General features: G+C 69.3%; 21 protein-coding genes. 13 read left to right on the top strand and 8 right to left on the bottom strand.

The features are described from left to right. Positions 1–27: 27 nt before the first annotated feature. Positions 28–567 (top strand): hypothetical protein, encoded by a 540-nt coding sequence (locus tag JOD27_RS03710; protein ID WP_204760634.1) that lies wholly within the window; start codon positions 28–30, stop codon positions 565–567. Then, positions 564–1,010 (top strand): GNAT family N-acetyltransferase, encoded by a 447-nt coding sequence (locus tag JOD27_RS03705; RefSeq protein ID WP_204760633.1) that lies wholly within the window; start codon positions 564–566, stop codon positions 1,008–1,010. Before JOD27_RS03710 ends, JOD27_RS03705 begins: the two co-directional genes overlap by 4 nt. Here the strand turns inward: JOD27_RS03705 and JOD27_RS03700 are convergent. Next, complete coding sequence (locus tag JOD27_RS03700; RefSeq protein WP_204760632.1) at positions 991–1,509, bottom strand: TetR/AcrR family transcriptional regulator; 519 nt, start codon at positions 1,507–1,509, stop codon at positions 991–993. The genes JOD27_RS03705 and JOD27_RS03700 overlap by 20 nt on opposite strands. 47 nt (positions 1,510–1,556) lie before the next feature. On the opposite strand from JOD27_RS03700, the gene JOD27_RS03695 reads away from it, so the two are divergent. Together JOD27_RS03695 and JOD27_RS03690 are read left to right on the top strand one after the other, a co-directional pair. Beyond that, complete coding sequence (locus JOD27_RS03695) at positions 1,557–2,033, top strand: GNAT family N-acetyltransferase (RefSeq protein WP_204760631.1); 477 nt, start codon at positions 1,557–1,559, stop codon at positions 2,031–2,033. Positions 2,034–2,172: 139 nt separating this feature from the next. Continuing rightward, on the top strand, positions 2,173–2,595 hold the full coding sequence (locus tag JOD27_RS03690; RefSeq protein ID WP_204760630.1) for a PLAT/LH2 domain-containing protein: 423 nt from the start codon (positions 2,173–2,175) through the stop codon (positions 2,593–2,595). Between the two features lie 42 nt (positions 2,596–2,637). Here JOD27_RS03690 and JOD27_RS03685 read toward each other — a convergent pair whose 3' ends face one another. The 3 genes from JOD27_RS03685 to JOD27_RS03675 all read right to left on the bottom strand — a co-directional run bounded on the left by JOD27_RS03685 (position 2,638) and on the right by JOD27_RS03675 (position 6,770). Then, positions 2,638–3,927 (bottom strand): NlpC/P60 family protein, encoded by a 1,290-nt coding sequence (locus tag JOD27_RS03685; protein WP_372441670.1) that lies wholly within the window; start codon positions 3,925–3,927, stop codon positions 2,638–2,640. 509 nt (positions 3,928–4,436) lie between these two features. Next, positions 4,437–5,951, bottom strand: coding sequence for a class I adenylate-forming enzyme family protein (locus tag JOD27_RS03680; protein ID WP_204760629.1), 1,515 nt, complete (start codon positions 5,949–5,951; stop codon positions 4,437–4,439). 9 nt (positions 5,952–5,960) lie between these two features. Continuing rightward, positions 5,961–6,770 carry an SIR2 family NAD-dependent protein deacylase gene (locus JOD27_RS03675; protein WP_204760628.1) on the bottom strand — a complete coding sequence of 270 codons (810 nt, stop codon included), beginning with the start codon at positions 6,768–6,770 and terminating at the stop codon, positions 5,961–5,963. Positions 6,771–6,787: 17 nt separating this feature from the next. On the opposite strand from JOD27_RS03675, the gene JOD27_RS03670 reads away from it, so the two are divergent. From JOD27_RS03670 to JOD27_RS03660, 3 genes are all read left to right on the top strand, one after another. After that, positions 6,788–7,240, top strand: coding sequence for a hypothetical protein (locus JOD27_RS03670; RefSeq protein ID WP_204760627.1), 453 nt, complete (start codon positions 6,788–6,790; stop codon positions 7,238–7,240). Beyond that, positions 7,237–8,757, top strand: coding sequence for a flagellar basal body protein FliL (locus JOD27_RS03665; protein WP_204760626.1), 1,521 nt, complete (start codon positions 7,237–7,239; stop codon positions 8,755–8,757). Before JOD27_RS03670 ends, JOD27_RS03665 begins: the two co-directional genes overlap by 4 nt. An 84-nt stretch (positions 8,758–8,841) precedes the next feature. Then, entirely contained in the window at positions 8,842–10,146 is a 1,305-nt protein-coding gene (locus tag JOD27_RS03660) for an FAD-dependent monooxygenase (protein ID WP_204760625.1), read from the top strand. Here JOD27_RS03660 and JOD27_RS03655 read toward each other — a convergent pair. The 3 genes from JOD27_RS03655 to JOD27_RS03645 are packed head-to-tail and all read right to left on the bottom strand — an operon-like array spanning position 10,066 to position 14,545. Then, complete coding sequence (locus JOD27_RS03655) at positions 10,066–13,185, bottom strand: ATP-binding protein (RefSeq protein ID WP_204760624.1); 3,120 nt, start codon at positions 13,183–13,185, stop codon at positions 10,066–10,068. The two genes, JOD27_RS03660 and JOD27_RS03655, sit on opposite strands and share 81 nt — an antisense overlap. Further along, a complete protein-coding gene (locus tag JOD27_RS03650) occupies positions 13,185–13,817 on the bottom strand; it encodes a hypothetical protein (protein ID WP_204760623.1) in 633 nt (210 codons plus the stop codon). Before JOD27_RS03650 ends, JOD27_RS03655 begins: the two co-directional genes overlap by 1 nt. Next, on the bottom strand, positions 13,814–14,545 hold the full coding sequence (locus tag JOD27_RS03645; protein ID WP_204760622.1) for an ATP-binding cassette domain-containing protein: 732 nt from the start codon (positions 14,543–14,545) through the stop codon (positions 13,814–13,816). The genes JOD27_RS03650 and JOD27_RS03645 overlap by 4 nt, the downstream gene beginning before the upstream one ends. On the opposite strand from JOD27_RS03645, the gene JOD27_RS03640 reads away from it, so the two are divergent. The 4 genes from JOD27_RS03640 to JOD27_RS03625 all read left to right on the top strand — a co-directional run bounded on the left by JOD27_RS03640 (position 14,544) and on the right by JOD27_RS03625 (position 16,793). Then, positions 14,544–14,960: a hypothetical protein gene (locus tag JOD27_RS03640; protein ID WP_204760621.1), complete on the top strand. Its 417-nt coding sequence runs from the start codon at positions 14,544–14,546 to the stop codon at positions 14,958–14,960. The genes JOD27_RS03645 and JOD27_RS03640 overlap by 2 nt on opposite strands. Before the next feature lie 132 nt (positions 14,961–15,092). Continuing rightward, positions 15,093–15,983, top strand: coding sequence for a hypothetical protein (locus tag JOD27_RS03635; protein WP_204760620.1), 891 nt, complete (start codon positions 15,093–15,095; stop codon positions 15,981–15,983). Then, on the top strand, positions 15,980–16,351 hold the full coding sequence (locus tag JOD27_RS03630) for a roadblock/LC7 domain-containing protein (RefSeq protein WP_204760619.1): 372 nt from the start codon (positions 15,980–15,982) through the stop codon (positions 16,349–16,351). The genes JOD27_RS03635 and JOD27_RS03630 overlap by 4 nt, the downstream gene beginning before the upstream one ends. Before the next feature lie 22 nt (positions 16,352–16,373). Next, entirely contained in the window at positions 16,374–16,793 is a 420-nt protein-coding gene (locus tag JOD27_RS03625) for a hypothetical protein (protein ID WP_204760618.1), read from the top strand. A gap of 51 nt (positions 16,794–16,844) precedes the next feature. On the opposite strand, the gene JOD27_RS03620 is transcribed toward JOD27_RS03625, so the two are convergent. Beyond that, complete coding sequence (locus JOD27_RS03620; protein WP_204760617.1) at positions 16,845–17,495, bottom strand: alpha/beta fold hydrolase; 651 nt, start codon at positions 17,493–17,495, stop codon at positions 16,845–16,847. A 98-nt stretch (positions 17,496–17,593) separates the two neighbouring features. Here JOD27_RS03620 and JOD27_RS03615 point away from each other — a divergent pair, with 98 nt between their 5' ends. Next, complete coding sequence (locus JOD27_RS03615; protein ID WP_204760616.1) at positions 17,594–18,445, top strand: AraC family transcriptional regulator; 852 nt, start codon at positions 17,594–17,596, stop codon at positions 18,443–18,445. Positions 18,446–18,576: 131 nt separating this feature from the next. After that, positions 18,577–21,390: an aconitate hydratase gene (locus JOD27_RS03610; RefSeq protein WP_307829861.1), complete on the top strand. Its 2,814-nt coding sequence runs from the start codon at positions 18,577–18,579 to the stop codon at positions 21,388–21,390. The last annotated feature ends 162 nt before the right edge of the window (positions 21,391–21,552 follow it).

Genomic DNA, 21,552 nt, shown 5'->3' with positions numbered 1-21,552 from the left:
ATACTGTCATTTATGGATCCTGGCGGCATGGACGTCTCCGAGCGGATCGCAAGCGTGTTCACGGCGGACCGGCCCCGCCCCGAACTCGCCGAGCACCTGGCCGTGTTCGAGCCGTTGATCGGCAGCTGGTCGTTGGTGGTGCAGAACTTCAGCGAGGACGGCACCGTCCACACCACCGACGGCGAGTGGCACTTCGGCTGGGCGTTGGACGGGCGGGCGCTCACTGACGTGTGGATCAGCCCGGCGAGGGCGAGCCGCACCGACGCGGACGGCGAATGGGGAATGAGCCTGCGGTTCTACGACCCGCAGCTCCGCGCGTTCCGGTCGACCTGGCTCGGTCCCGGCCGCGGCTGGGTGATCCCGTTCGTCGGCAGGCCGACCGAGGACGGCTTCGCCCTCGAAGGCGACGCGAACGGCGTCCGGCTGCGCTGGATCTTCTCGGAGCTCACCACCGACAGCTTCTCGTGGCGTGCCGAGGAAACCCCGCCCGGCGCCGAGGAGCCCTTTGTGCGCCAACGGTTTTACGCTCGACGCGAAACCGGCGCATCCACAACACTGAGTGGATGAACCGGACCGTGTACCGCCGTGAGCCGGGCCCGGTGCCCGGCCTGCGGCACAACAACATCCGCCCTCTCAACGGCGAGGACGACGCCGCTCTCGCCGATCTCATGGAACGCGCCTACGCCGGCACCGTCGACGAACACCTCGGCGGCAACAGCGACGGCGCCGTCGAGATCGAGGGCTGGCGCCCCACCGCCGTGCCGGCCGCGAGCTTCGTCGCGGACGAGAACGGCATCGTGGCCGCCTCACTGATCTCCAGGAGCGGCAACGACTTCTGGCTCGCCTACGTCACCACACATCCGGAGTGGCAGGGCCGAGGCCTGGGCACGGCTGTCGTCGCGGCGTCGCTGCGCGCCCTCGACGCTCCCGTCCTCGCCGGCGTCACCGACGGCAACACGCCCTCGGAACGCCTCCTCGCCACCCTCGGCTTCACGCCAGTGCCGCGCTGACCCGTTCCTCGTCCCCGGTGGCGAGCAGATCCAGCAGCGCACCGCGCAACAACGCGAGCTCCCGCGTCCGGCTCGCCAGCCCTTCCGGTGTGTCGCGCACCTCCACCGGCTGCGAGGCCTTGAGCACCTCCAGCCAGTCCTCAACGGTCGCGCGCGCAAAACCCGCCCACGGCCCGTCCGGCTCCACAAGCGAGCGTGCGTAGGCCTCCAGCCACAACGTCAGCAACGGCCGATGAGCGGGCGTGGCCAACCACTCCCACAACCGCGCCATCACCCCAGGCCCGGTGCCGATGTCCGCGAGCGACGCCAACTCGTCGGCACGAGCCCGCGCCAGCAACGCCCTGACCAGCCCGTCCTTACTACCGAACAGGTACAGCAGCACCCGCGTGCTCGACCCGATGGCCGCCGCCAGCGGACGCAACGACACGTCCGCCAGCCCGTGCGTGAGCACGTACCGGTAGGCGGCTTCGAGCAGTTCGGTCTCCCGCGCGGACGGCATGAGCGCTATCTTCGCATTACTGAAACACTCGTGTCAGTGGAGGCCTCATGCTGATCCGCCCCCTGGGCAAGCCCGGCGACCTGGGCTGGGTGGTCCAGGCGCACGGCGAGCTCTACGCGGCCGAGCACGACTGGGATACCTCGTTCGAGGCCATGGTCGCCAAGATCGTCGGCGACTACGCGGCGGACCACGACGACGCCCGCGAAGCCGCCTGGATCGCCGAGCTCGACGGCGAACGCGTCGGCTGCGTGTTCTGCGTGAAGGAAGACGACACGACGGCCAAGCTCCGCGTCCTGCTCGTGCACCCGAAGGCACGCGGCCACGGCGCGGGCAACCAGCTCGTCACGACGTGCGTCGAGTTCGCCCGCAACGCCGGCTACGAACGCATGGTCCTGTGGACGGTCGACGGCCTCACGTCCGCCAGGAAAATCTATGAGGCGCACGGCTTCGAACTGATCGAGAAAACCCCACAGCACAGCTTCGGCCACGACGTCATCGGCCAGCTTTGGGTCCGAAATCTCTGAGCGCGGTGCCATGCTACGTGCTCGCGGCGATGGCGATCGGCGCGCTCACCAGCTGATTTCATCATCACCACATAGTCGTGCAACCGCCCGCTGGCACCTTTCCCCTCGCACCGCAGAACAACACAGAGGGGAACCGAGCATGAGGAACTCAGCTCGCGCGATCGTCGGCATCTCGGCCGCGGCGCTCGCCACCGTCATGGGCATGGCGACCGCGCAGGCCGCGCCGGCGCAGTACAACATCGAGGTCCGGACCTGCAACGTCGAGGACGCGGGCACCGACGCGAGAGTCGAGGTGCGTCTGAACGGCAGCAGCTGGATCAACCTCGACAACCCCGGCGACGACCGCGAGCGCGGCCGGACCGACACGTACAACTTCACGCTGTCCGACCTCGGCCCGATCACGTCGCTCGCCATCGCGTTCGACAACAAGGGCGACAGCTCGCACTGGTGCCTCGAAGAGGTCGTCGTGCGGGGCCCGCACGGCGTGACGATCCACCCGCTGCACAACTGGCTGCGCCGGGCGTACACGAAGGCGAGCCCGCTCACCCTGCCTGCTGCTTGAGAATCTCCGGGTGGCCCGTCCTTCGTGGCGGGCCACCGGGTCTCACAGCATGCGCGTCACGTACGGCATGATCCCGCCGTACCGCACGGGCGAAATCCGCACCGTGGCACCGGAATGCGGCGCTTCGACCATCATTCCGCCGCCCAGGTACAACGCCACGTGCGTGCCGCCCCCAGGTCCCCAGAAGATCATGTCTCCCGGCGCCATCTGCGACAGCGGCACCTTGGGTCCCGAGTTGTACTGATAGCCGCTGTAGTGCGGCAGATAGATACCGACGCCCGCGAACGCGTACATCATCAGCCCCGAGCAGTCGAAGCCGATCTTGCGGTAGTCGCCGTACGAGTCCGCGACGCCGCCATCGCGCACGCCATAAGTGGGGCCGTCGTAGTTGCCACCACCCCACGCGTAGATGACGCCGCGTTGAGCCAACGCCCGGTCGATGACCGTCTGCACGCGACTCCCGGACGGCGCGGCGATCGGACGCGCCGGAACGGCGGCCTGCGCGGCTGCGGCGGCTGCCGCGGCACGACGGGCGTTCTCTTCGTCTTCGCGCTTCTTGTCCTCTACCCACTGGTCGTACTGACGTCGTTGCGCCTCAAGGCCGTTGACCTCACCGCGCGCCGCGGTGAGCTCGTGTTCGACAGCGTCCTTGTCGGACTGGAGCTGCGCCGTGGCGGCGGCCTGAGCCGTGTGCGCCTCCGCCGCCACCTGCTGCGCCTGGTCCGCGACCTTCTTCGCCTCGTCGGCGGCGGCCTGCTTCGCGTCGGCCTTCTGCACGGCGGCACGCGCGGCGGCGTTGAGGTTCGCGGCGGTGCCCTGGTCGCGGGTCACCTGCTCCAGCTGGTTCAGCCCGGACGCCGACACGGCCTCCAGCAGCTGGGCGCGGGCCAGCAGGTCCTCCGGCGACTTGGCCCCGAAGTACGCGGAGAAGGAACCGACAGTGCTGCCCTGCGCGTAGGAAGCCGCCGCGAACTCGTCCAGTGCGCGGCGGCTCTCCTCCACGGCCTTGGCCGCGGCGTCGGCCTGAACGCGTGCGGCGGACGCCTCACGACGGGCGGCCTCGGCCTCCGAGATGGCCGTCTCCAGGTCGACACGGGCCTTGTTGGCGAGCTCGCGCTTGTAGGAGACGTCGTCCAGCAGCTCCTGCAGGCGTGACTCGGCCTGGGTCAGCTTGCCGGTCAGCTCGCCCACGCGGGCGGCCTTCGCGTCGGCCTCTGCCCGTGACGCCGAGATCTCGCCATCGCTCGGGTTCGGCGGAGGCGGCGGCACGGCACTGGCCGTCCCCGTGAGGACGGCCATCGCCAAGACCACCACGGCGGAGAGTCGTGTCAACACTGGACATCACCTCCGCCCGAATTAGACCAATCAGACTCATTTGGCGCATCCGGAACTAACGCACCGTCAACCACACGTGTCACAGTGGAGCACGGGCGGTGGTCCTTTTGGGACGATCGGAGTCCGGCGTGTCGCCGGAATGGGCTAGACGGTATGACGTGACCGCTTGATGGTGAGCGGTTGCGGGCCGGGGCCTCGCTCACGCAGATTCGTGGGTTGCCGGGCAGGGGCCGCCTGCTCGGCCTATCCGACATGCGTGGGAGGCCCCGGTGTTTACCGAGCGTACGAGCGTGGGGCTGGACGTGCACGCGCGATCTGTCGCGGCCGCGGCGATCGACAGCGTCACCGGCGAGCTGATCCAGGCGAGGCTGACTCCGGCCCGTGATCACATCCGCGTCGCCAACGACACGCTCACCCGCCACAACGCCACGACGAAGCACGAGGCGCCCGCCAGGAACATCCTCGCGGGCGCCTCACCTTGCCCCTTGACAGGAGCCCACTACATATCAGTTGACTCCTCGCTCCCGCCCAGCCCAGTACGGTTCGCGGAGCTTGAACTTCTGGATCTTGCCGGTCGCCGTGCGCGGGATCGAGTCGCGGAACTCGATCGACGTCGGCGCCTTGTACCCGGCGAGCCGCTCCTTGCAGTGCTTGATCAGCTCGGCCTCGGTGACGTCCCCGGAGCGCACGACCAAAGCCTTGATCGTTTCACCCCACTTCTCGTCCGGCACACCGATGACCGCGACCTCGGCGACGGCCGGGTGCGAGAACAAGCAGTCCTCGACCTCGATGGACGAGACGTTCTCGCCGCCGGTGATGATCACGTCCTTCTTGCGGTCGGAGATCGTCAGGTAGCCCTCGTCGTCGAAGTGGCCGCCGTCGCCGGTGTGGAACCAGCCGTCCTCGATCGCGTCGGCGGTCGCCTGCGGGTTGTCCCAGTAGCCCTCCATGACCACGTTCGACCGCGCGAGCACCTCACCGGTGTCGGAGATCCGCAGCTGCGCGCCCAGCGCCGGAGCGCCCGCCCGTGACTGCTTCTTCGCCTTCTCCTCACCGGCCGGTCCCGGCTGGGCGCGGTTGAAGGTGAGCAGCGGTGCCGTCTCGGTCAGGCCGTAGATCTGCAGGAACTCCCATCCGAGCTCCTCGGTCACGCGCTGGATCGTGCGCGAGGGCGGCGGCGCGCCGGCACACACGATCCGCACGCGGTCACGGCCGGGGATCTCGCCGTCCCACGACTGGGCGGCGTCGAGCACGGCGTTCCACACGGCCGGTGCGCCGCACATCAGCGTGACGCCGTGGTCGCGTACGCGGCGCAGGATCTCGGCGCCGTCAACCTTGCGCAGCACCACCTGCGGCACGCCCAGACCGGCGAGGCCGAACGGCATTCCCCAGCCGTTGCAGTGGAACATCGGCAGCACGTGCATGTAGACGTCGCCCTCCCACGCACGCGTGTGCATGGCGAAGGTGACGGCGTTCAGCCAGATGTTGCGGTGCGTGAGCTGCACGCCCTTGGGCCGTGCGGTGGTGCCGGACGTGTAGTTGATGGTCGCGGTCGCGTCCTCCGAGGGCTCGCTCCACGGCCGTGGCTCCACATCGAACCGAAGCAGCGAATCCGACTCCTCGCCGAGCGTGAACCGGTGCCGCGCCACCACGTCGTCCAGCTCCAGCTCCGGGTCGACGAACAACGCCGACGCACCGCTGTGCTCGACGATGTACTTCACCTCGTCGGGGCGCAGGCGGAAGTTCACCGGCACGCAGATGCGCCCGCTGCCGGGCACCGCGTGCAGCAGTTCCAGCAGCCGCGCCGAGTTGTGGCTGACGACGGCGATCCGCTCGCCCTCGCCGATGCCCAGTGCGTCGAACCCGGCCTGCCACGCGCGCACACGGGTCGCCATCTCCGCATACGTCGTCGTCTCGACCGGCTTGGCAGGCTGGTCGGGTTCGTCGATGGTCGCGGTCGTCGCACCGAACGCGAACGACGCCCGATCCAGGAAGTCCGTGGTGATAAGCGGTACGCGCATGTTCCGACCCTACGGCCAGGTGCTCGGATCTCCCCAGGACGAGAACCGGCCTCCCCCGGATGGAGGAACGGAACTGAGGTCGGGCAGCACTTCGCCGACGGGTTCGTGCAGGACAACGGCCGCCAAGGCGTCGTACGGCGTCGGTTCGGCGTTGCAGATGATGACCTGGGCACCGGCGCGTGCCGCGAGCGGCACGAGGCCTGCCGCGGGCTGCACCGACAGCGACGTCCCGGCTACCAGCAGCACGTCGCAGTCCAGCACCGCGAGCCGGGCACGCCGCAGCACCTCGCCGTCGAGCTCCTGTCCGAACGAGATCGTGGCGGATTTGAGGATTCCCCCGCAGCGCAGGCAATCCGGCTCGGGCTCGCCCTCGGCGACGCGCTTCAACGCATCGCGCATCGGGCCCGTGGCTCCACATGAGAGGCACACAGTCGCGTGCAACGTGCCGTGCAGCTCCAGCACGCGATGCGGATCGGAGCCGGCTTTCTGGTGCAGGCCGTCGATGTTCTGGGTGACGACGGTGCGCAGCCGCCCCGACCGTTCCAGTTCCACCAACGCCTTGTGCGCGGAGTTGGGCTTCGCGGTCCACACGGGACTGTCGAGCCGCGTCCGCCACGCGAGCCTGCGCACCTCGGGATCGGCGAGGTAGGTGTCGATCGACGCGGCCCGCCCGGCGTCGGCGTCGCGCGCCCACAGACCGTCGGTACCGCGGAAGTCGGGGATGCCCGAGTCGGTGGAGATCCCGGCGCCCGTCAGCACGGTGATCCGGTGCGCGGACGCGACCAGCGCCCGTGCCGCTGTGCACGCGTCCGAGGCCATCGGGTCACACTAGTCCGGTGCGCAGCGCAGTGGGAGCCGCGATCGCGGCAGTGGGCTTGATCACTTCCATCACCGGGACTTTCCTTCCCTGGCTGAAGTCCGGATCGACGACAAGGGACAGTTACGAGGTGCTTTCGCTGCGTGATCTCGCCGGGTTGGACGGGGTGGCCGGCGGGGTCGTCACGTCGGTCTGGGTGGGTCTCACGCCGCTCGCGATGATCGCCGCGGCTCTGTATGTGGTCCGTTTTCGTCGAATTGCCGCGTGCGTGGGCCTTCTCTTTGGCACGATCGCGGGAACCGTGGCCCTACTAGCCGCGGTCCAAGGGGATAGCAAGGGTGCATTGGTCGGAATCAGCATCGCCGGACCGGTCGTCACCCTTGCCGGTGCCGTACTGACGATCGTGGGGGCGATCACGGTGCTCACCTCCAACAGGCGCAGCGCAGTGAGAACTCCGGGAGGGAATCCGTGAGCTACCCAGGTGGTGGCGGTGGCCAGTGGCAGCCGCAGAACAACCCGTACGGGCAGCAGCCCCAGCAGGGCGGCTACCCGCAGCAGGGTGGTTACCCGCAGACGGGACCCCAGCCGCAGCAGGGCGGCTATCCCCAGAGCCAGCCGCAGGGTTTCCCGCAGCAGGGCTACCCGCAGACGGGCCCGCAGGGCTTTCCGCAGCAGGGCTACCCGCAGACGGGTCCACAGGGCTTTCCGCAGCAGGGCTTCGAGCAGCAGCCGTACGGCTACGCGCCGATGGGCGGCGAGCCGCCGAAGAAGAAGCGCACAGGCCTGGTCATCACGGCCGTCGTCGCCGTGCTGCTCCTCGTGGGCGGCGCTGTCACGTTCTTCGCGCTGAAGAAGTCCGACCCGGCGGCGAACGCGGGCCAGGACACCCCGGCCGTCGCGGCGAAGAACCTCATCGAGCAGCTCGGCAGCGGTGACGTCGTCGGCATCATGGCGTCGCTCGCGCCCGCGGAAGCCGCGCTGTCGAAGGACTACATGGACTCGATGACGAAGGAGATGAAGCGTCTCGAGATCCTGAAGCCCGATGCCGACCCGAACAAGCTCACCGGTGTCGAGTTCAAGAGCGAGAACGTCAAGTTCGACGAGGCCAAGGCCGAGAAGATCAACGACCACCTCACCATCAACAAGCTGGTCGAGGGCAAGATCACGGTCACCTCGGACGTCTCGAAGATCCCGCTGACCGACAAGCTGATGGACGCGATCGGCGACAAGGTCAGCCTGACCAAGTCCACGACCGAGACCTGGGACATCACCGCCGAGGTCCAGAAGCGCGGCGAGCCGATCGGCATCGCGTCGATCAAGGTCGGCGACAAGTGGTACCCGAGCGCCTTCTACACGATCGCCAACGCGATCCTCGAGGAGGAGAAGCTGAAGTGGCCGCAGCAGGGCTTCGCGCCGCAGGGGGCTGCCTCGGCGCAGGAGGCGGCGAAGCAGCTGGTCACCGCCGCGCTCGACGGTGACCTGAAGAAGGTCGTCACGCTGCTGCCGCCGGACGAGGCCGGTGTGCTGCAGGACCTCGGCCCGCTGCTGCTGGAGCAGGCGGGCACGATGAAGCCGACCGGCGCCAAGCTGAACGCCCTGGAGACCGACGTCAAGGACGTGACCGGCGGCAAGCAGGTCACCGTCAAGAAGCTGTCGGTGACCGCCGAGGGCGAGACCGTCACGATCGTCCGCGAGGGTGACTGCTACGCGGCCGACGTGCCCGGCCAGGGTTCGCAGAAGCTGTGCGCCGACGAGATCACGCAGCTGATGCAGCAGCAGGGCGGCGGGAAGATCCCGGCCGCGGCGGTCGAGGTCATCGGCAGGGTGGCGGCGTCGGTCATGAAGACAGGTGTCGGCGTCGTCGCGACCGAGGTCGGCGGCAAGTGGTACGTGAGCCCGGTCCGCTCCTACTACGAGCTGGCGCTGACGGTGTTCCGCGGCTTCGAGCCCAAGGACGTCGACGCGCTGATCGAGCTGATCAAGAAGTAGGTTTTCGCAGCTCAGCCTCGGCCCTGTCATCCGCAACAGCGCGGTGACAGGGTCGTGGCAGTTCACCGGCGGAGTGTTGCCGCCATGGACACCCAGGTTCTGATCATCGGCGCCGGCCCGACCGGCCTCACCCTCGCCCTCGACCTCGCCCGCCGCGGGGTTCCGTTCCGCATCGTCGACGCCTCGCCCGCGCCGTTCGCGGGTTCGCGCGGCAAGGGCCTGCAGCCGCGGTCGATGGAGGTGTTCCACGACCTCGGCGTCATCGAGCCCGTCCTCGCGTCCGGCCGGTTCCACATGCGGATGCGCGTCTACGACGGCCGCGAAGTGCTGCGGGAGTGGGACGTTCACGAAGATCGGCACCCCACGACCGACCGTCCGTACGCGAGCACCATGCTCATCCCGCAGTTCCGCGTCGAGCAGATCCTGCGGGACGCGTTGCCTGCGGGCGCCGTCGAGTACGGCACGCCACTCACGTCGTTCAGCCAGGACGACGACGGGGTCACCGCGGTCCTGGGCACGGAGACCGTGCGCGCCAAGTACCTCGTGGGTTGTGACGGCGGGAAGTCGTTCGTGCGCAAGCATCTCGGCGTGCAGTTCGTCGGCGAGACGTGGGAGGACCAGCGGATGCTCGTGGGCGACGTCCGGGTCTCCGGCCTCGACCGCGACTACTGGCACTGCTGGGGCGGCGGCATGGAGAGGTTCCTCGCGCTGTGCCCGTTGCCCGGCACGGACCTCTTCCAGTTCCAGGCGACCGGAACGGGTGAGCCGTCGCTCGAGCTGTACCGGCAGATCGTCCGCGAACGCACCGGCCTGGACGACGTGGTCCTCCACGACGCGACGTGGACGTCGTTGTACCGCACCAACATCCGCATGGTCGACCGCTTCCGCGTCGGCCGGGTGTTCCTCGCGGGCGACGCCGCGCACGTGCACTCCCCCGCGGGCGCGCAGGGCATGAACACCGGCATCCAGGACGCCTACAACCTCGGCTGGAAGCTCGCGATGGAGACGTTGCTCGACACCTACGAGTCCGAGCGCAAGCCGGTCGCGGAGTGGTTGCTGGGCCTGACGACCAAGATCATGACGTCCGGCGACCCGTTCGCGAAGCGCGACGACGAGACGCTGCAGCTGTCGTTGTCCTACCGGACTTCCGACGGCGAAGGTCTGCAGCCCGGTGACCGCATGCCCGACGGGATCACCGAGCAGGGCCGGATCTTCGACCTGTTGCGCGGCCCCGACTTCGTGACGCTGGAGCTCAGCGACGGCCCGGTGCTGGTGCGCCCGGACGGCTACGTCGCGGCCATCGGCAGGTCAGCGATCGACGCCTATTTCGGCGCGAACCCTGTCACGCAGCTGCACCACCGCCGGGTCGCCGCTCGGGCCGCCGCGTAGCCTCTCCGCCTCGTCCAGGGCCTCCCCCGCACTCCGGGGGTCGCCCTGGGCGACCAGCCAGTCCGCGTAGGTCTCCAGCACCGACGCGCGCGCAGGCCCGTCCACGCTCCTGTTGACAGTGTCGAGAGCCTTCCGGTGTTCCTCGCCGGCCCGGCCGAGATGACCGAGACGCGTCAGCGCCAGCCCGAGTCCGGCGTGGACGGTCGCACGGAACTGGACGGCCTGCGACCCTTCCGTGGCGTGCAACGCCTGCTGGTAGAGCTCGACCGCGCGCTCGAAATCACCGTTGAAGTACGCCACCTCACCGTAGGCCTGCGCGACCCGCCCCCGATCGAGATCGTGCGGCGACGCCGACACCAGGGCCAGCTCCTCGCGTGCCCCGTCGAGGTCCCCGATCCTGATCTTGAGGCGGGCGGTCTGCACCAGCACCGACATCGGCACCAGCACGCTCTCCGGTTCGCCCAGCTCCTCCGCGACCTGACGAGCCTCCGACACCGCCCGGAACCCCTCGGCGAACGCCCCGCGGTTGATCAGCACCATGACCAGGCACGACAGCCCGAACACCACGGCCCACCGATCGCCCACCACACGGAACCTGTCCAGCGCCTCCCGATACGCGGCCTCCGCCCGCGGCGCCGCTCCCTCGCTGAACTCGCCCGCCACCACACCCCTCATGAGGGCCGCGAACGCCCGCATCCACTCGTCCGGCGACCGCTCCAGCCGGTCGGCCAGCGCGGTGAGCCGCTGCGCGAGCTCGGTGAGACCCCACACCTGGCCGCTGGTCAGCATCAGCGCGCACAGCGCCGTCGGCACATCCTCCTGCCAGAGCTTCTCCGCCGCCTCCACGGCCCGTGGTGTGCCGAGCGAGGCGAGAACCTGCGACAGCGGGTCGTCCGGAAGGTACGGCGCCCACCGCCGGATCTCCTCGACCCGCTTGGTCATGACCAGCCAATGCCACGTGCGCGCGGCCATCATCCGCCGCGCGATCGGCAGGTCGTGCCTCACCGCCCACGCCTGCGCCGCGTCGAGGTTGCCCCGCTCCAGATCGAAGACCTTCAACGCCTCCAGCTGCCGCGGCCCGCGCAGCAACGGCTCGTTCCGCTCGGCCAGCGCCACGTAGTAAGCCGCGTGCCTCGCGGGATCGGCCTGCCCCTGCTCCCCCGCGTACTCGCGCACGGTCTCCAGCAACCGGTACCGCTCCCCCGCCCTCACCACCAGCGACTTCTCGACGAGCGCCGCCAGCAGGTCCTCGGTGTCCCAGAGATCCTGATCTTGTCGGTGGTCCTGAGTACGTTGAAACGCAGGGGTTCCCAGCAAGGGGGTACCCCTGCGCAAGCCCGCCCCGCCCGCCTCAGGCGCGGTGTGACCGGCCGACGCCACGTGGCCCTGCCCGGCCTCTCCAACCCCAACACCGGCAGCGGGTGCCGCAGCCTGACCCTCGACGCCTTCCCGATCTTGTCGAGGGTCCTGAGTACGTTGAAACGCAGGGATTCCCAGCTCGGGGGTACCCCTGCGCAAGCCTGCCCCGCCCGCCTCGGGCGCCGGGTCGCCAACCCAGGCACCAGTACCGGGTTCCGACGGCTCCTCCCCAACGCTGCCCAGCCCACCCGGAACCCGCTGACCACGGTGGGACACAGGAGTTCCCAGCGAGGGCTCACCCCCGCGCAAACCCGCCCCGCACACCTCGTGCACCGCCGCGGCCGTCGCCCCGCCCACAAAAACCGCGAGCCGCGCGAGCAACATCCGCTCGGCGTCGTCCAGCAGCTCCCAGCTCCAGTCGATCACCGCCCGCAACGTCCGGTGCCGCGCGGGCCCGGTCCGCGATCCGCGATCGAGCAACCGCAGCCGGCTGTCCACCCGCGCCTCGAGCTGCGCGGCCGAGAGCGACCGCGCCCGTGCCGCCGCCAGCTCCAGGGCGAGCGGAATCCCGTCCAGCGCAACGCAAACCCGCCGCACCACGTCGGCGTCCAGCGCGGCCCCGACCCGCGCCGAGAACAACCGCACGGCGTGGTCGGGATCCAGCGGCGCCACCGGATGCACGACCTCGCCCGGGATCCCCAACGGCTCCCGTGACGTCGCCAGCACCCGCACGTCCGGCGCCTCGGCCAGCATCCGGACGCACAACGCGGCCGCCGCGTCCACGACGTGCTCGCAGTTGTCCAGCACCACCAGCGACGACCCGAGCCGCGAGAACACCGGTGTGGCCAACGGGTTCGGCCCCAGCGCCGCGTCCAGCGCGGCCAGCGGCTCGGCGGCGGAGTCCAGCTCGACGAACCACGCCTCGGCGACCGACGCCGCGTGGCTCAGCGCGAGCCGCGTCTTGCCCACCCCGCCGAACCCGGTCAGCGTCACCAACCGGTTGTCCCGCAACAAGTCGGCGAGCCGCGCCAGATCCTCGTCACGCCCGACGAACGACCCGACGGCAGCCGGGAGGTTCCCGCGCGAGGAACGCTCCCGCAACACCGTCACGTGAGCGGCAGCCAAGGCCTCACCGGGATCCACGCCGAGTTCGTCGGCCAGCGCGGCCCGGACGCGCGCGAACACCTCCAGCGCGTCCGATCGACGCCCTGCTTCGTGCAGCGCCAGCATCAACCGCGCCTGCACGTCCTCGCGCAGCGGGTGCGCGGCAGCCAAAGCCTCCAATCCCGCCAAGTCGTTCCGCAACAACGCCAAGCGCACGGCCTCGTCGACCGCGAACGGCGCCTCCTCGAACGCCGCCCCGCGCCACAACGCCGCATCGCGGGTACGGCAGAACTCCTCGACGTCGGTCGAGGCCTCCAGCCGGTACCCCAGGGCGTGCGAGGACACCGCGCCGGCACCCACCGTGCGCCGCAACCGCGACACCAGCGACTGCAACGCCGCGGCGCCGTCGACCGGGGGCTCGTCCGGCCACAGATCCGCGATCAGCCGTTCGGCGGCGACCACCTGCCCCGGCTCCATCGCCAGGCGGATCAGCAACCAGCGCAGCCGCTTCCCGCGCACCTCGACGGGAGCGCCGTCCACCACGACCTGAAGCGGGCCGAGAACGTTGACGCGCATCAGGCTCGCCGTACACCCACGAGGACCGCACCGGCCACCAGCGCGGCACCGACGACGCCGGCCCACACCACGGACAGCGAGAACGTGTTGTGCCCCAACGCGTCCAGCACCCACCCGAGCGGGGTCGCCCGCCCCAGCGGATACGTCAGCACCACGACCGAGAACACGGCCAGCACCGTCCGCCCGATGGAGTCGAACACCGGGCGCGCGAACATCAATCCCACACCAACGCCGAGCAACGCACACACAGTATGCGCGCCGAGTCCGACAAAAAACTCGCCGGCCGTGTACGGGTGCGGGTTCGTCACCACCGGCCACACCGCACCCACCAGAGCCATCGCCACCGCGATCGCCACGGCGACCACGGCAGCCGCGGTCAGCACGCGCGACCACCCACCGGCCGACACGACGGTGATCTCGCGCCGCACCGCGTCCTCGGACGTCGCCACCACAACGGCCATCCAGGCCGCGATCGGGTACAGCAACGCGGACGACCCCGAGTAGGCCTCCAGCGGCTGCCCGGCATCGCTGGAGAACAACATGCCCATCACGCCGAGAAACACGATCACGGGCGCCAGATACCGCTGCCCGCGGAAGACGTCCGCCGCGAGGTACCGCACCAGGGAGATCACCGCACGCTCCGCACCGAGCACCCGAGCCGCAACGCCTCGGCCAGCACGTGGTCACTGCGGTCCGGCGCCACCACCACCCGGGCCGACGACCCGCGAGCCAGCACGGACCGCACGCCCTCCAACGCCTCCAACGCGTCCAGCCCCACCACGCGGCTGAGCTCGATCGTCACGTGCCCACCGGCGAGATCCACCCGCGTCGCCGACGCGAAATGCCCCTCGTGGTCGGACACCAGCGCCGTCCGCCCCTCCAGCAGCGACACCAGCTCGGCCGACGCCGCCGGGTCGAGACCCGTCCACGGCTCGTCCAGCACCAGCACGTCGGAAGCCAGAAACGCTTGTGCCAGCGCGACTTTCTGCGCGTTGCCCTTCGACAGCTCCGACATCGGCGCCGTCAGCGACCCGACGAACCCCAGCCGTTCCAGCACGTCGTTCGCCGCGGCACGCCGAACCCTGCCCATGTGCGCCAGGTACGACGAGGCGGACATCTTGACGTCCGAAGGAAACCGCTCCGGCACATAACCGACGGAGGCGGGCCGGACCACGCGCCCGGACGTCGGCTTCAGCACGCCGGCGGCGATCTTGAGCAACGTGGACTTGCCGGTGCCGTTGGCCCCGGTCAGGACGACCGGACCGGAGACTTCCAGCGTGAGGTCGCGCAGCACCCAGGGCCCGCGCCCGTACCGCTTGGAGACCTGATCGAGGAGCACCCCGTCAAGATAACCATCCATGACACCTCTTCCGCTCGCTTTGGCGTGCATCTGGCTCGGCATGGTCCTGGCGATCTCCATAGAGGCGCCGCTGAAGTTCCGCGCGCCCGGCATCACGCTGCCGCTGGGTCTCGGCATCGGCAGGCTCGTGTTCCGCGCGCTCAACGCCTCGGAGATCGTTCTCGCCGCGGCCACCGCCATCACGTTCTCGCTCGCCCCACGCCCGCTCGCCGCCACCGTCCTGTTGGTCGCACTCGCCGTGACGCTCGCCGTTCAGGTGGTCGTGCTGCGTCCGCGGCTGGAGGCCAGGGCCCAGATCATCATCGATGGAGGGACACCCCCTCGGGCAAGCACACATCTCGCCTACATCGTGCTCGAATGCGCGAAACTACTGATGCTGGGCACCTTCGGAATCATTCTCATGTTCGCCGCGTGAAACTCTGAGTTGCACCACATGCATGCCCAATAAATATAATCTGGTCGCTTTTCACACGATCGAGTGAACAGTGGCGACAAACCGTCACCCGAGCAACAAAGATGACTTCCCAGAAGCGCGGCGAACGAAACCGTGCGGCTCGGTAAGACGAATGCGGGTGACACCCTGAAAACCGGTACGCAATTCTCCTTCGACCTGCTCGCGGGTGCGCTCACCGGACGCGGCTCGGCAGGCGCCACGGGAACGTTGCACGTCCTGGGAAATCCCGGCGGAAGAATTCATCTGCGTGATGGCGGCATCATCTGCGTGGAGAGCGCGGGTTCACCGGGGCCGGACGCGTTGTTGTTGCGCACAGGACGAATCAGCGAATCCGAGTGGACCGCCGCGCTCACCACCGGCACCCGCGGCACCATCGGCGAGACCGAACTGCACGTCGTGGCGATGATGGCCACGCAGGACGCGGCGTTCACCATCGTCGCGGGCGACATCGAGGACTGCACGTTCACCCCGCGAACGCTCGACATCCCCGTCGCGATGAACAGCGCGATCGACCCGGTCCGGTTGCTCCAGGAGACCTCGCGGCGGATCAGCTCGCTGCTGGCGCTGAAGCACCCGCTGGCGCCCCACCGTGACCGCCTGGCCCCCGCTCCCGGCTCCCACCTGCGGGATCTCGGCCCGGTGCGCGGAGAGATCCTCGCCCACGCCACGGGCAGACGCACCACGCGCGACATCGCGTTCGTGTCGGGCCGCAGCGTCTACCCCGTGACGATCGAGGCCTGCCGCATGGTGGCCGACGGCCTGCTGACGATCGTGCCGGGCACGACGGTCATCGCGGCGGGACCACCGCTCGCGGTGCCGCTGCGGCCACGGCAGATGCCCCCGCCGACACCGCCTCCCCCTCCCCCGAACCCGCCGCCGGAACCCGTTTCCGGCGACGACGGCGACGACGTCCCGCTGCCCCGGTCGTTGAGGCGCCAACTGTTACCGAAGCTGTTCAAACAGACAGAGAGGAAGAAGCCGTGAATCACGACGTGCTGGCCGCCGAGCTGCACGGTCTGCGCGAACGAGTCACCGGAATCACCGACACGCTGATCGCCGCGAACGACGGCATTCTGATTATGGCGGACATGTCCGACAGGATCGACACCGAGGTCATCTCCGCACTGGCCGCCGCCGATCTCGGAATTGCCAGGCGAACCAGCGAGGTCGCCGGTCAGGGAGCATTCCGGCAAACCGTCGTCTTCAGCAGCAACGGCTGTATGGCCGTGTACGCGGTCGGCGCACTGGCCCTCATGGTGGTGCTCGGCGACGAAGGACTCAACGTGACCCGGCTCCACCAGGAGTCACAGCCCGCGATCGAACGCATCAACTCCGTTCTCACCGCCGCCTGAAAAGAAACGTGAAATGACGAAGATGAGCAACAGAGCCATGTCCGACCAGATGGCCGCGATGGTCCGATACCTGCGGCAGGAGGTGCCCGGCTGTCTCGCCGCCGGCGTCGTCGACATGGCCACCGGCATGCTGCTCTCGTTCGAGACGACCGAGAGCCACCCGTCGGAGGTGCTCGACCTGCTCGCCGGGGCCACGCTGGACCTCTTCCAGGGCCGCACGGTGACCATGATCGAAGACGTCTTCAAGGAGCGGCGCGGCATCTCGAGCTCCGAGCACTACTTCCAGGAGATCCTGGTCAACAGCAGCAACCTCACGCACCTGTTCATCCGCAACAACCACCACGAGGACGTCGTCGCCGTCGTCGTGTGCCCCAAGTCGGTCAACATCGGCATGCTCTTCGCCTCGGCCCGCCGGGTCGTCAAGGAACACGGCGGCGCGTAGCCGCGCCGCCCTTCCGCGGGTAGCCCGGCGACTCCTCCGGCCCCGGCCGGGCTACCCCTGAGCGATCTCGCACACGAGATCGGCGAGCGCCCGCGGTCGCGCCAGGAACGGCGAGTGGCCGCCCGGCAGGTGTCGCACGACCTCCGCCTTCGCCGCTCGTTGCGCGAACACCGGAGGCAGGATCCGGTCGTCGTCGCAGAGGATCGCCGCGGTCGGCAACAGCTGCCACGCCGCCTCGGTCTGCTCCTGCTCGAACACGGCCGCGGGCTGCGGCCGCAACTGTCGCAGCGCCCACTCGGCCACCTCGTCCGGGACATCCGCGAAGAGCAGCTCCCGTGCCTGCTCCGGCACGTCCAGCACCGCGGTGCCCTCCGGGTACCAGGGGCCTCCGAGCGGTGACACCACGCTCTCGCCCGGTTCGAGCATGTGGGCCGCCAGGTAGATCAGTCCCGTGACCGAGTGGACCGACGCCGCGACCTGCGCGACGGGGACGCCCCCGTACGAGTGCGCCAGCACCGTCACCGGACCGTCGACGTCCAGCAACGCGTCCCGGACGGCCTTCGCGTCGGCGTGCACACCGGTCCCCGGCAGGTCGACCACCGACGTGGCCCAGCCCCTCGACCGCAGCTCGGGGACCAGCAGGTCCCAGCACCACGACCCGTGCCAGGCGCCGTGCACGAGCAACAGGTTCCCGCGGTCCATCACATCTCCTCGTCTTCGGTGTGCCCGTACGCTAACCAGGCAAGATCGACTGGCACCGTCGCCAGAGTCCGTTGTCCTGTCGGGAGAGTCCGAGGTTGGTGAACCCGCTCGAGCACGTGCTGTCGACGCTGAGCGTGAACTGGGCCGTCACGACGCCCCTGCACGCGGGCGGGCGGTGGGCGCTGCATTTCGTCGGGCGGCTGGACCTGCGGGTCGAGGTCGTGGTGCGCGGCCGCGTGCACATCACGGTCGGCGGGCAGGGTTTCTGGGCAGAGGAAGGCGACTGCTACGTCATCGCGGGGCGGCGGCCGTACCGGATCGCGAGTGATCCGGACACGCCGTCGGTGTTCGCGGCGCCGTACTACCGGCACGACGACGGCACCACCCGCGACCGGGCGACCGTCGGGGAAGGCCACGACACGACGCTGGTCGGCGCGGGCTTCACGTGCGATCCGGAAGCCGCGCGACTGCTCGACGTCCTGCCGCCGGTCGTCCACGTGCGAGCCCGCACCGGCACGGCGCAGGCCACGATCGCGTTGATCAGGAGCGAGGTCGACGGCGGCAAGGCGATCCTCGACCGGCTCTCCCAGGTGCTCCTGCTCCAGGTTCTCCGCGATCACGCGCCGAGCCCGTCGCTGCACCCGCGGCTCGGGCCGGCGTTCCAGGCGCTGCACGACGACCTCGGGCACCCGTGGACCGTCGGCGAGCTGGCGGCGGTCGCGGCGATGTCGCGGTCCACGTTCTTCTTGCGGTTCAAGGAGACCGTCGGTCTGACGCCGCTCGACTACCTGGCGCGCCTGCGCATGCAGGCCGCCTCTCGCCTGCTCAGGGACACCACGGACACGGTCGCGTCGATCGCCGCCGCGGTCGGATATCGCACCGAAAGCGCGTTCAGCGCCGCGTTCAAGAGGATCATGGGCCGCTCGCCCGGCGAGTACCGCGTGACTTAGGGCAACCTTGGTTGAAGCGGCTAACAGGACGCGCGTACTGTTTGGGGTCGAGGGGCAGTGGTCGACCGGTTGAGGAAGACTCTCCCCGTACCCCGAACTGACCACTGCGCTGTCACCAGATGGAGTTGCACGTGACTGCACCAGCGAGCAAGGACAGCTTCGGCGCCCGCGGCACGCTCAACGTCGGCGACGCCTCGTACGAGGTGTTCCGGCTGAGCGCCGTGGAGGGCGCCGAGCGTCTTCCGTTCAGCCTGAAGATCCTGCTGGAGAACCTGCTGCGGACCGAGGACGGCGCGAACATCACCGCCGACCACGTGCGCGCTCTCGCCAACTGGGACCCGGCCGCCGAGCCCAACACCGAGATCCAGTTCACGCCGGCCCGCGTCGTGATGCAGGACTTCACCGGTGTGCCCTGCGTCGTCGACCTCGCCACCATGCGCGAGGCCGTCACCCAGCTCGGCGGCGACGCCGAGAAGGTGAACCCGCTCGCGCCCGCCGAGCTCGTGATCGACCACTCGGTCATCGCCGACATCTTCGGCCGCCCGGACGCGTTCGAGCTGAACGTCGACCTGGAGTACGAGCGCAACAAGGAGCGCTACCAGTTCCTGCGCTGGGGCCAGACCGCGTTCGACGAGTTCAAGGTCGTCCCGCCCGGCACCGGCATCGTGCACCAGGTCAACATCGAGCACCTGGCCCGCGTCGTCATGGTCCGGGGCGGCCAGGCGTACCCGGACACCCTGGTGGGCACCGACTCGCACACCACGATGGTCAACGGCATCGGTGTGCTGGGCTGGGGCGTCGGCGGCATCGAGGCCGAGGCCGCGATGCTCGGCCAGCCGGTCTCCATGCTGATCCCGCGCGTCGTGGGCTTCAAGCTCTCCGGTGAGCTGCCCGCGGGCGCCACCGCCACCGACCTCGTGCTCACGATCACCGAGATGCTGCGCAAGCAGGGCGTCGTCGGCAAGTTCGTCGAGTTCTACGGCGAGGGCGTCGGCGCCGTGCCGCTCGCGAACCGCGCCACGATCGGCAACATGTCGCCGGAGTTCGGCTCCACGGTCGGCATCTTCCCGATCGACGGCGAGACCATCGACTACCTGCGCCTGACCGGCCGTTCCGAGGAGCAGATCGCGCTCGTCGAGGCCTACGCCAAGGAGCAGGGCCTCTGGCACGACCCGTCCCGCGAGGCCGTGTACTCCGAGACGCTGGAGCTGGACCTGGCGACGGTCGTCCCGTCCATCGCCGGCCCGAAGCGCCCGCAGGACCGCATCGAGCTCACCAACGCCAAGGCCTCGTTCCGCGCGTCCCTCAAGGACTACGTCGCGCACGTCGAGTCCCCCGAGCTGTCCGGTGTGGACGAGGCCGTCGACGAGACCTTCCCCGCCTCCGACCCGGTCGCCATCCACGAGGGTGGCAACGGCTCCGGAGCCCCGCGCCTCCAGACCGCCGCCGAGGGCTCCGAGGGCCGTCCCTCGAACCCGGTCAAGGTCACCGTCGACGGCAACGAGTTCGAGCTGGACCACGGCGCCGTCGCGATCGCCGCGATCACGTCGTGCACCAACACCTCGAACCCGTCGGTGATGCTGGGCGCCGCCCTGCTCGCGAAGAAGGCCGTCGAGCGCGGCCTCGAGCGCAAGCCGTGGGTCAAGACGACCCTCGCGCCGGGCTCGAAGGTCGTCATGGACTACTACGAGCGCGCGGGCCTCATGCCGTACCTGGAGAAGCTCGGCTTCCACCTGGTCGGCTACGGCTGCACCACCTGCATCGGCAACTCGGGCCCGCTGCAGGAGGAGATCTCGGCGGGCGTGCAGTCCGGCGACCTCGCGGTCGTCTCGGTGCTGTCCGGCAACCGCAACTTCGAGGGCCGGATCAACCCGGACATCAAGATGAACTACCTCGCGTCGCCGCCGCTCGTCGTGGCGTACGCGCTGGCCGGTTCGATGGACAAGGACATCACCACCGAGCCGCTCGGCCACGACTCGGACGGCAAGCCGGTCTACCTGAGCGAGATCTGGCCGTCGCCGCAGGAGATCGCCGAGGTCATCTCGACCTCGATCTCGCCGGAGGGCTTCACCAAGGGCTACACGGACGTCTTCGCGGGCGACCAGCGCTGGCAGTCGCTGCCCACGCCGACCGGCAACACGTTCGAGTGGGACGCCGAGTCCACCTACGTGCGCAAGCCCCCGTACTTCGAGGGCATGGAGATGGAGCCCAAGCCGGTCACCGAGATCTCGGGTGCCCGCGTCCTGGCGCTGCTGGGTGACTCGGTCACCACCGACCACATCTCCCCCGCCGGTTCGATCAAGGCCGACTCGCCCGCCGGCAAGTACCTCACCGAGCACGGCGTGGAGCGCAAGGACTTCAACTCCTACGGCTCGCGTCGCGGCAACCACGAGGTGATGATCCGCGGCACGTTCGCGAACATCCGCCTGCGCAACCTGCTCCTCGACGACGTCCAGGGCGGCTTCACCCGCAACTTCCTCGAGGCCGACGCCCCGCAGACCACGATCTACGACGCGTCGGTGGCCTACGCCGAGGCCGGTGTGCCGCTGGTGGTCCTCGCCGGCAAGGAGTACGGCTCCGGATCGTCGCGCGACTGGGCGGCCAAGGGCACCTCGCTGCTCGGCGTCCGCGCCGTCATCGCCGAGTCGTTCGAGCGCATCCACCGCTCGAACCTCATCGGCATGGGCGTGCTGCCGCTGCAGTTCCCGGCCGGCGAGAACGCCGCGTCCCTGGGCCTCGACGGCACCGAGACGTTCGACTTCACCGGCATCACGGAGCTGAACAACGGCACCACGCCGTCGACGGTCCACGTGGTCGCCACGAAGACCGACGGCACCAAGGTCGAGTTCGACGCGGTCGTCCGCATCGACACCCCCGGTGAGGCCGACTACTACCGCAACGGCGGCATCATGCAGTACGTGCTGCGCAAGATGGTCCGCAGCTAGTCAGTTCGATTAAGAAAAGGCCGCCCACTCTCCGTGGGCGGCCTTTTCACATTCACAGAATTATGCTTGCAGTAATCGCCTGAATGCCCATCGCATGTGATGTAACAAATTCCTGACCAGCACAGATGTCCCTGGGAGCATCCTTACTACGGGAAGCGGTGA

This window comes from Lentzea nigeriaca (genome assembly GCF_016907955.1).
Classification (GTDB): Bacteria; Actinomycetota; Actinomycetes; order Mycobacteriales; family Pseudonocardiaceae; genus Lentzea; species Lentzea nigeriaca.
Note: the sequence above shows the minus strand (reverse complement) of the source record. Positions and strands in the feature narration are given on the sequence as shown.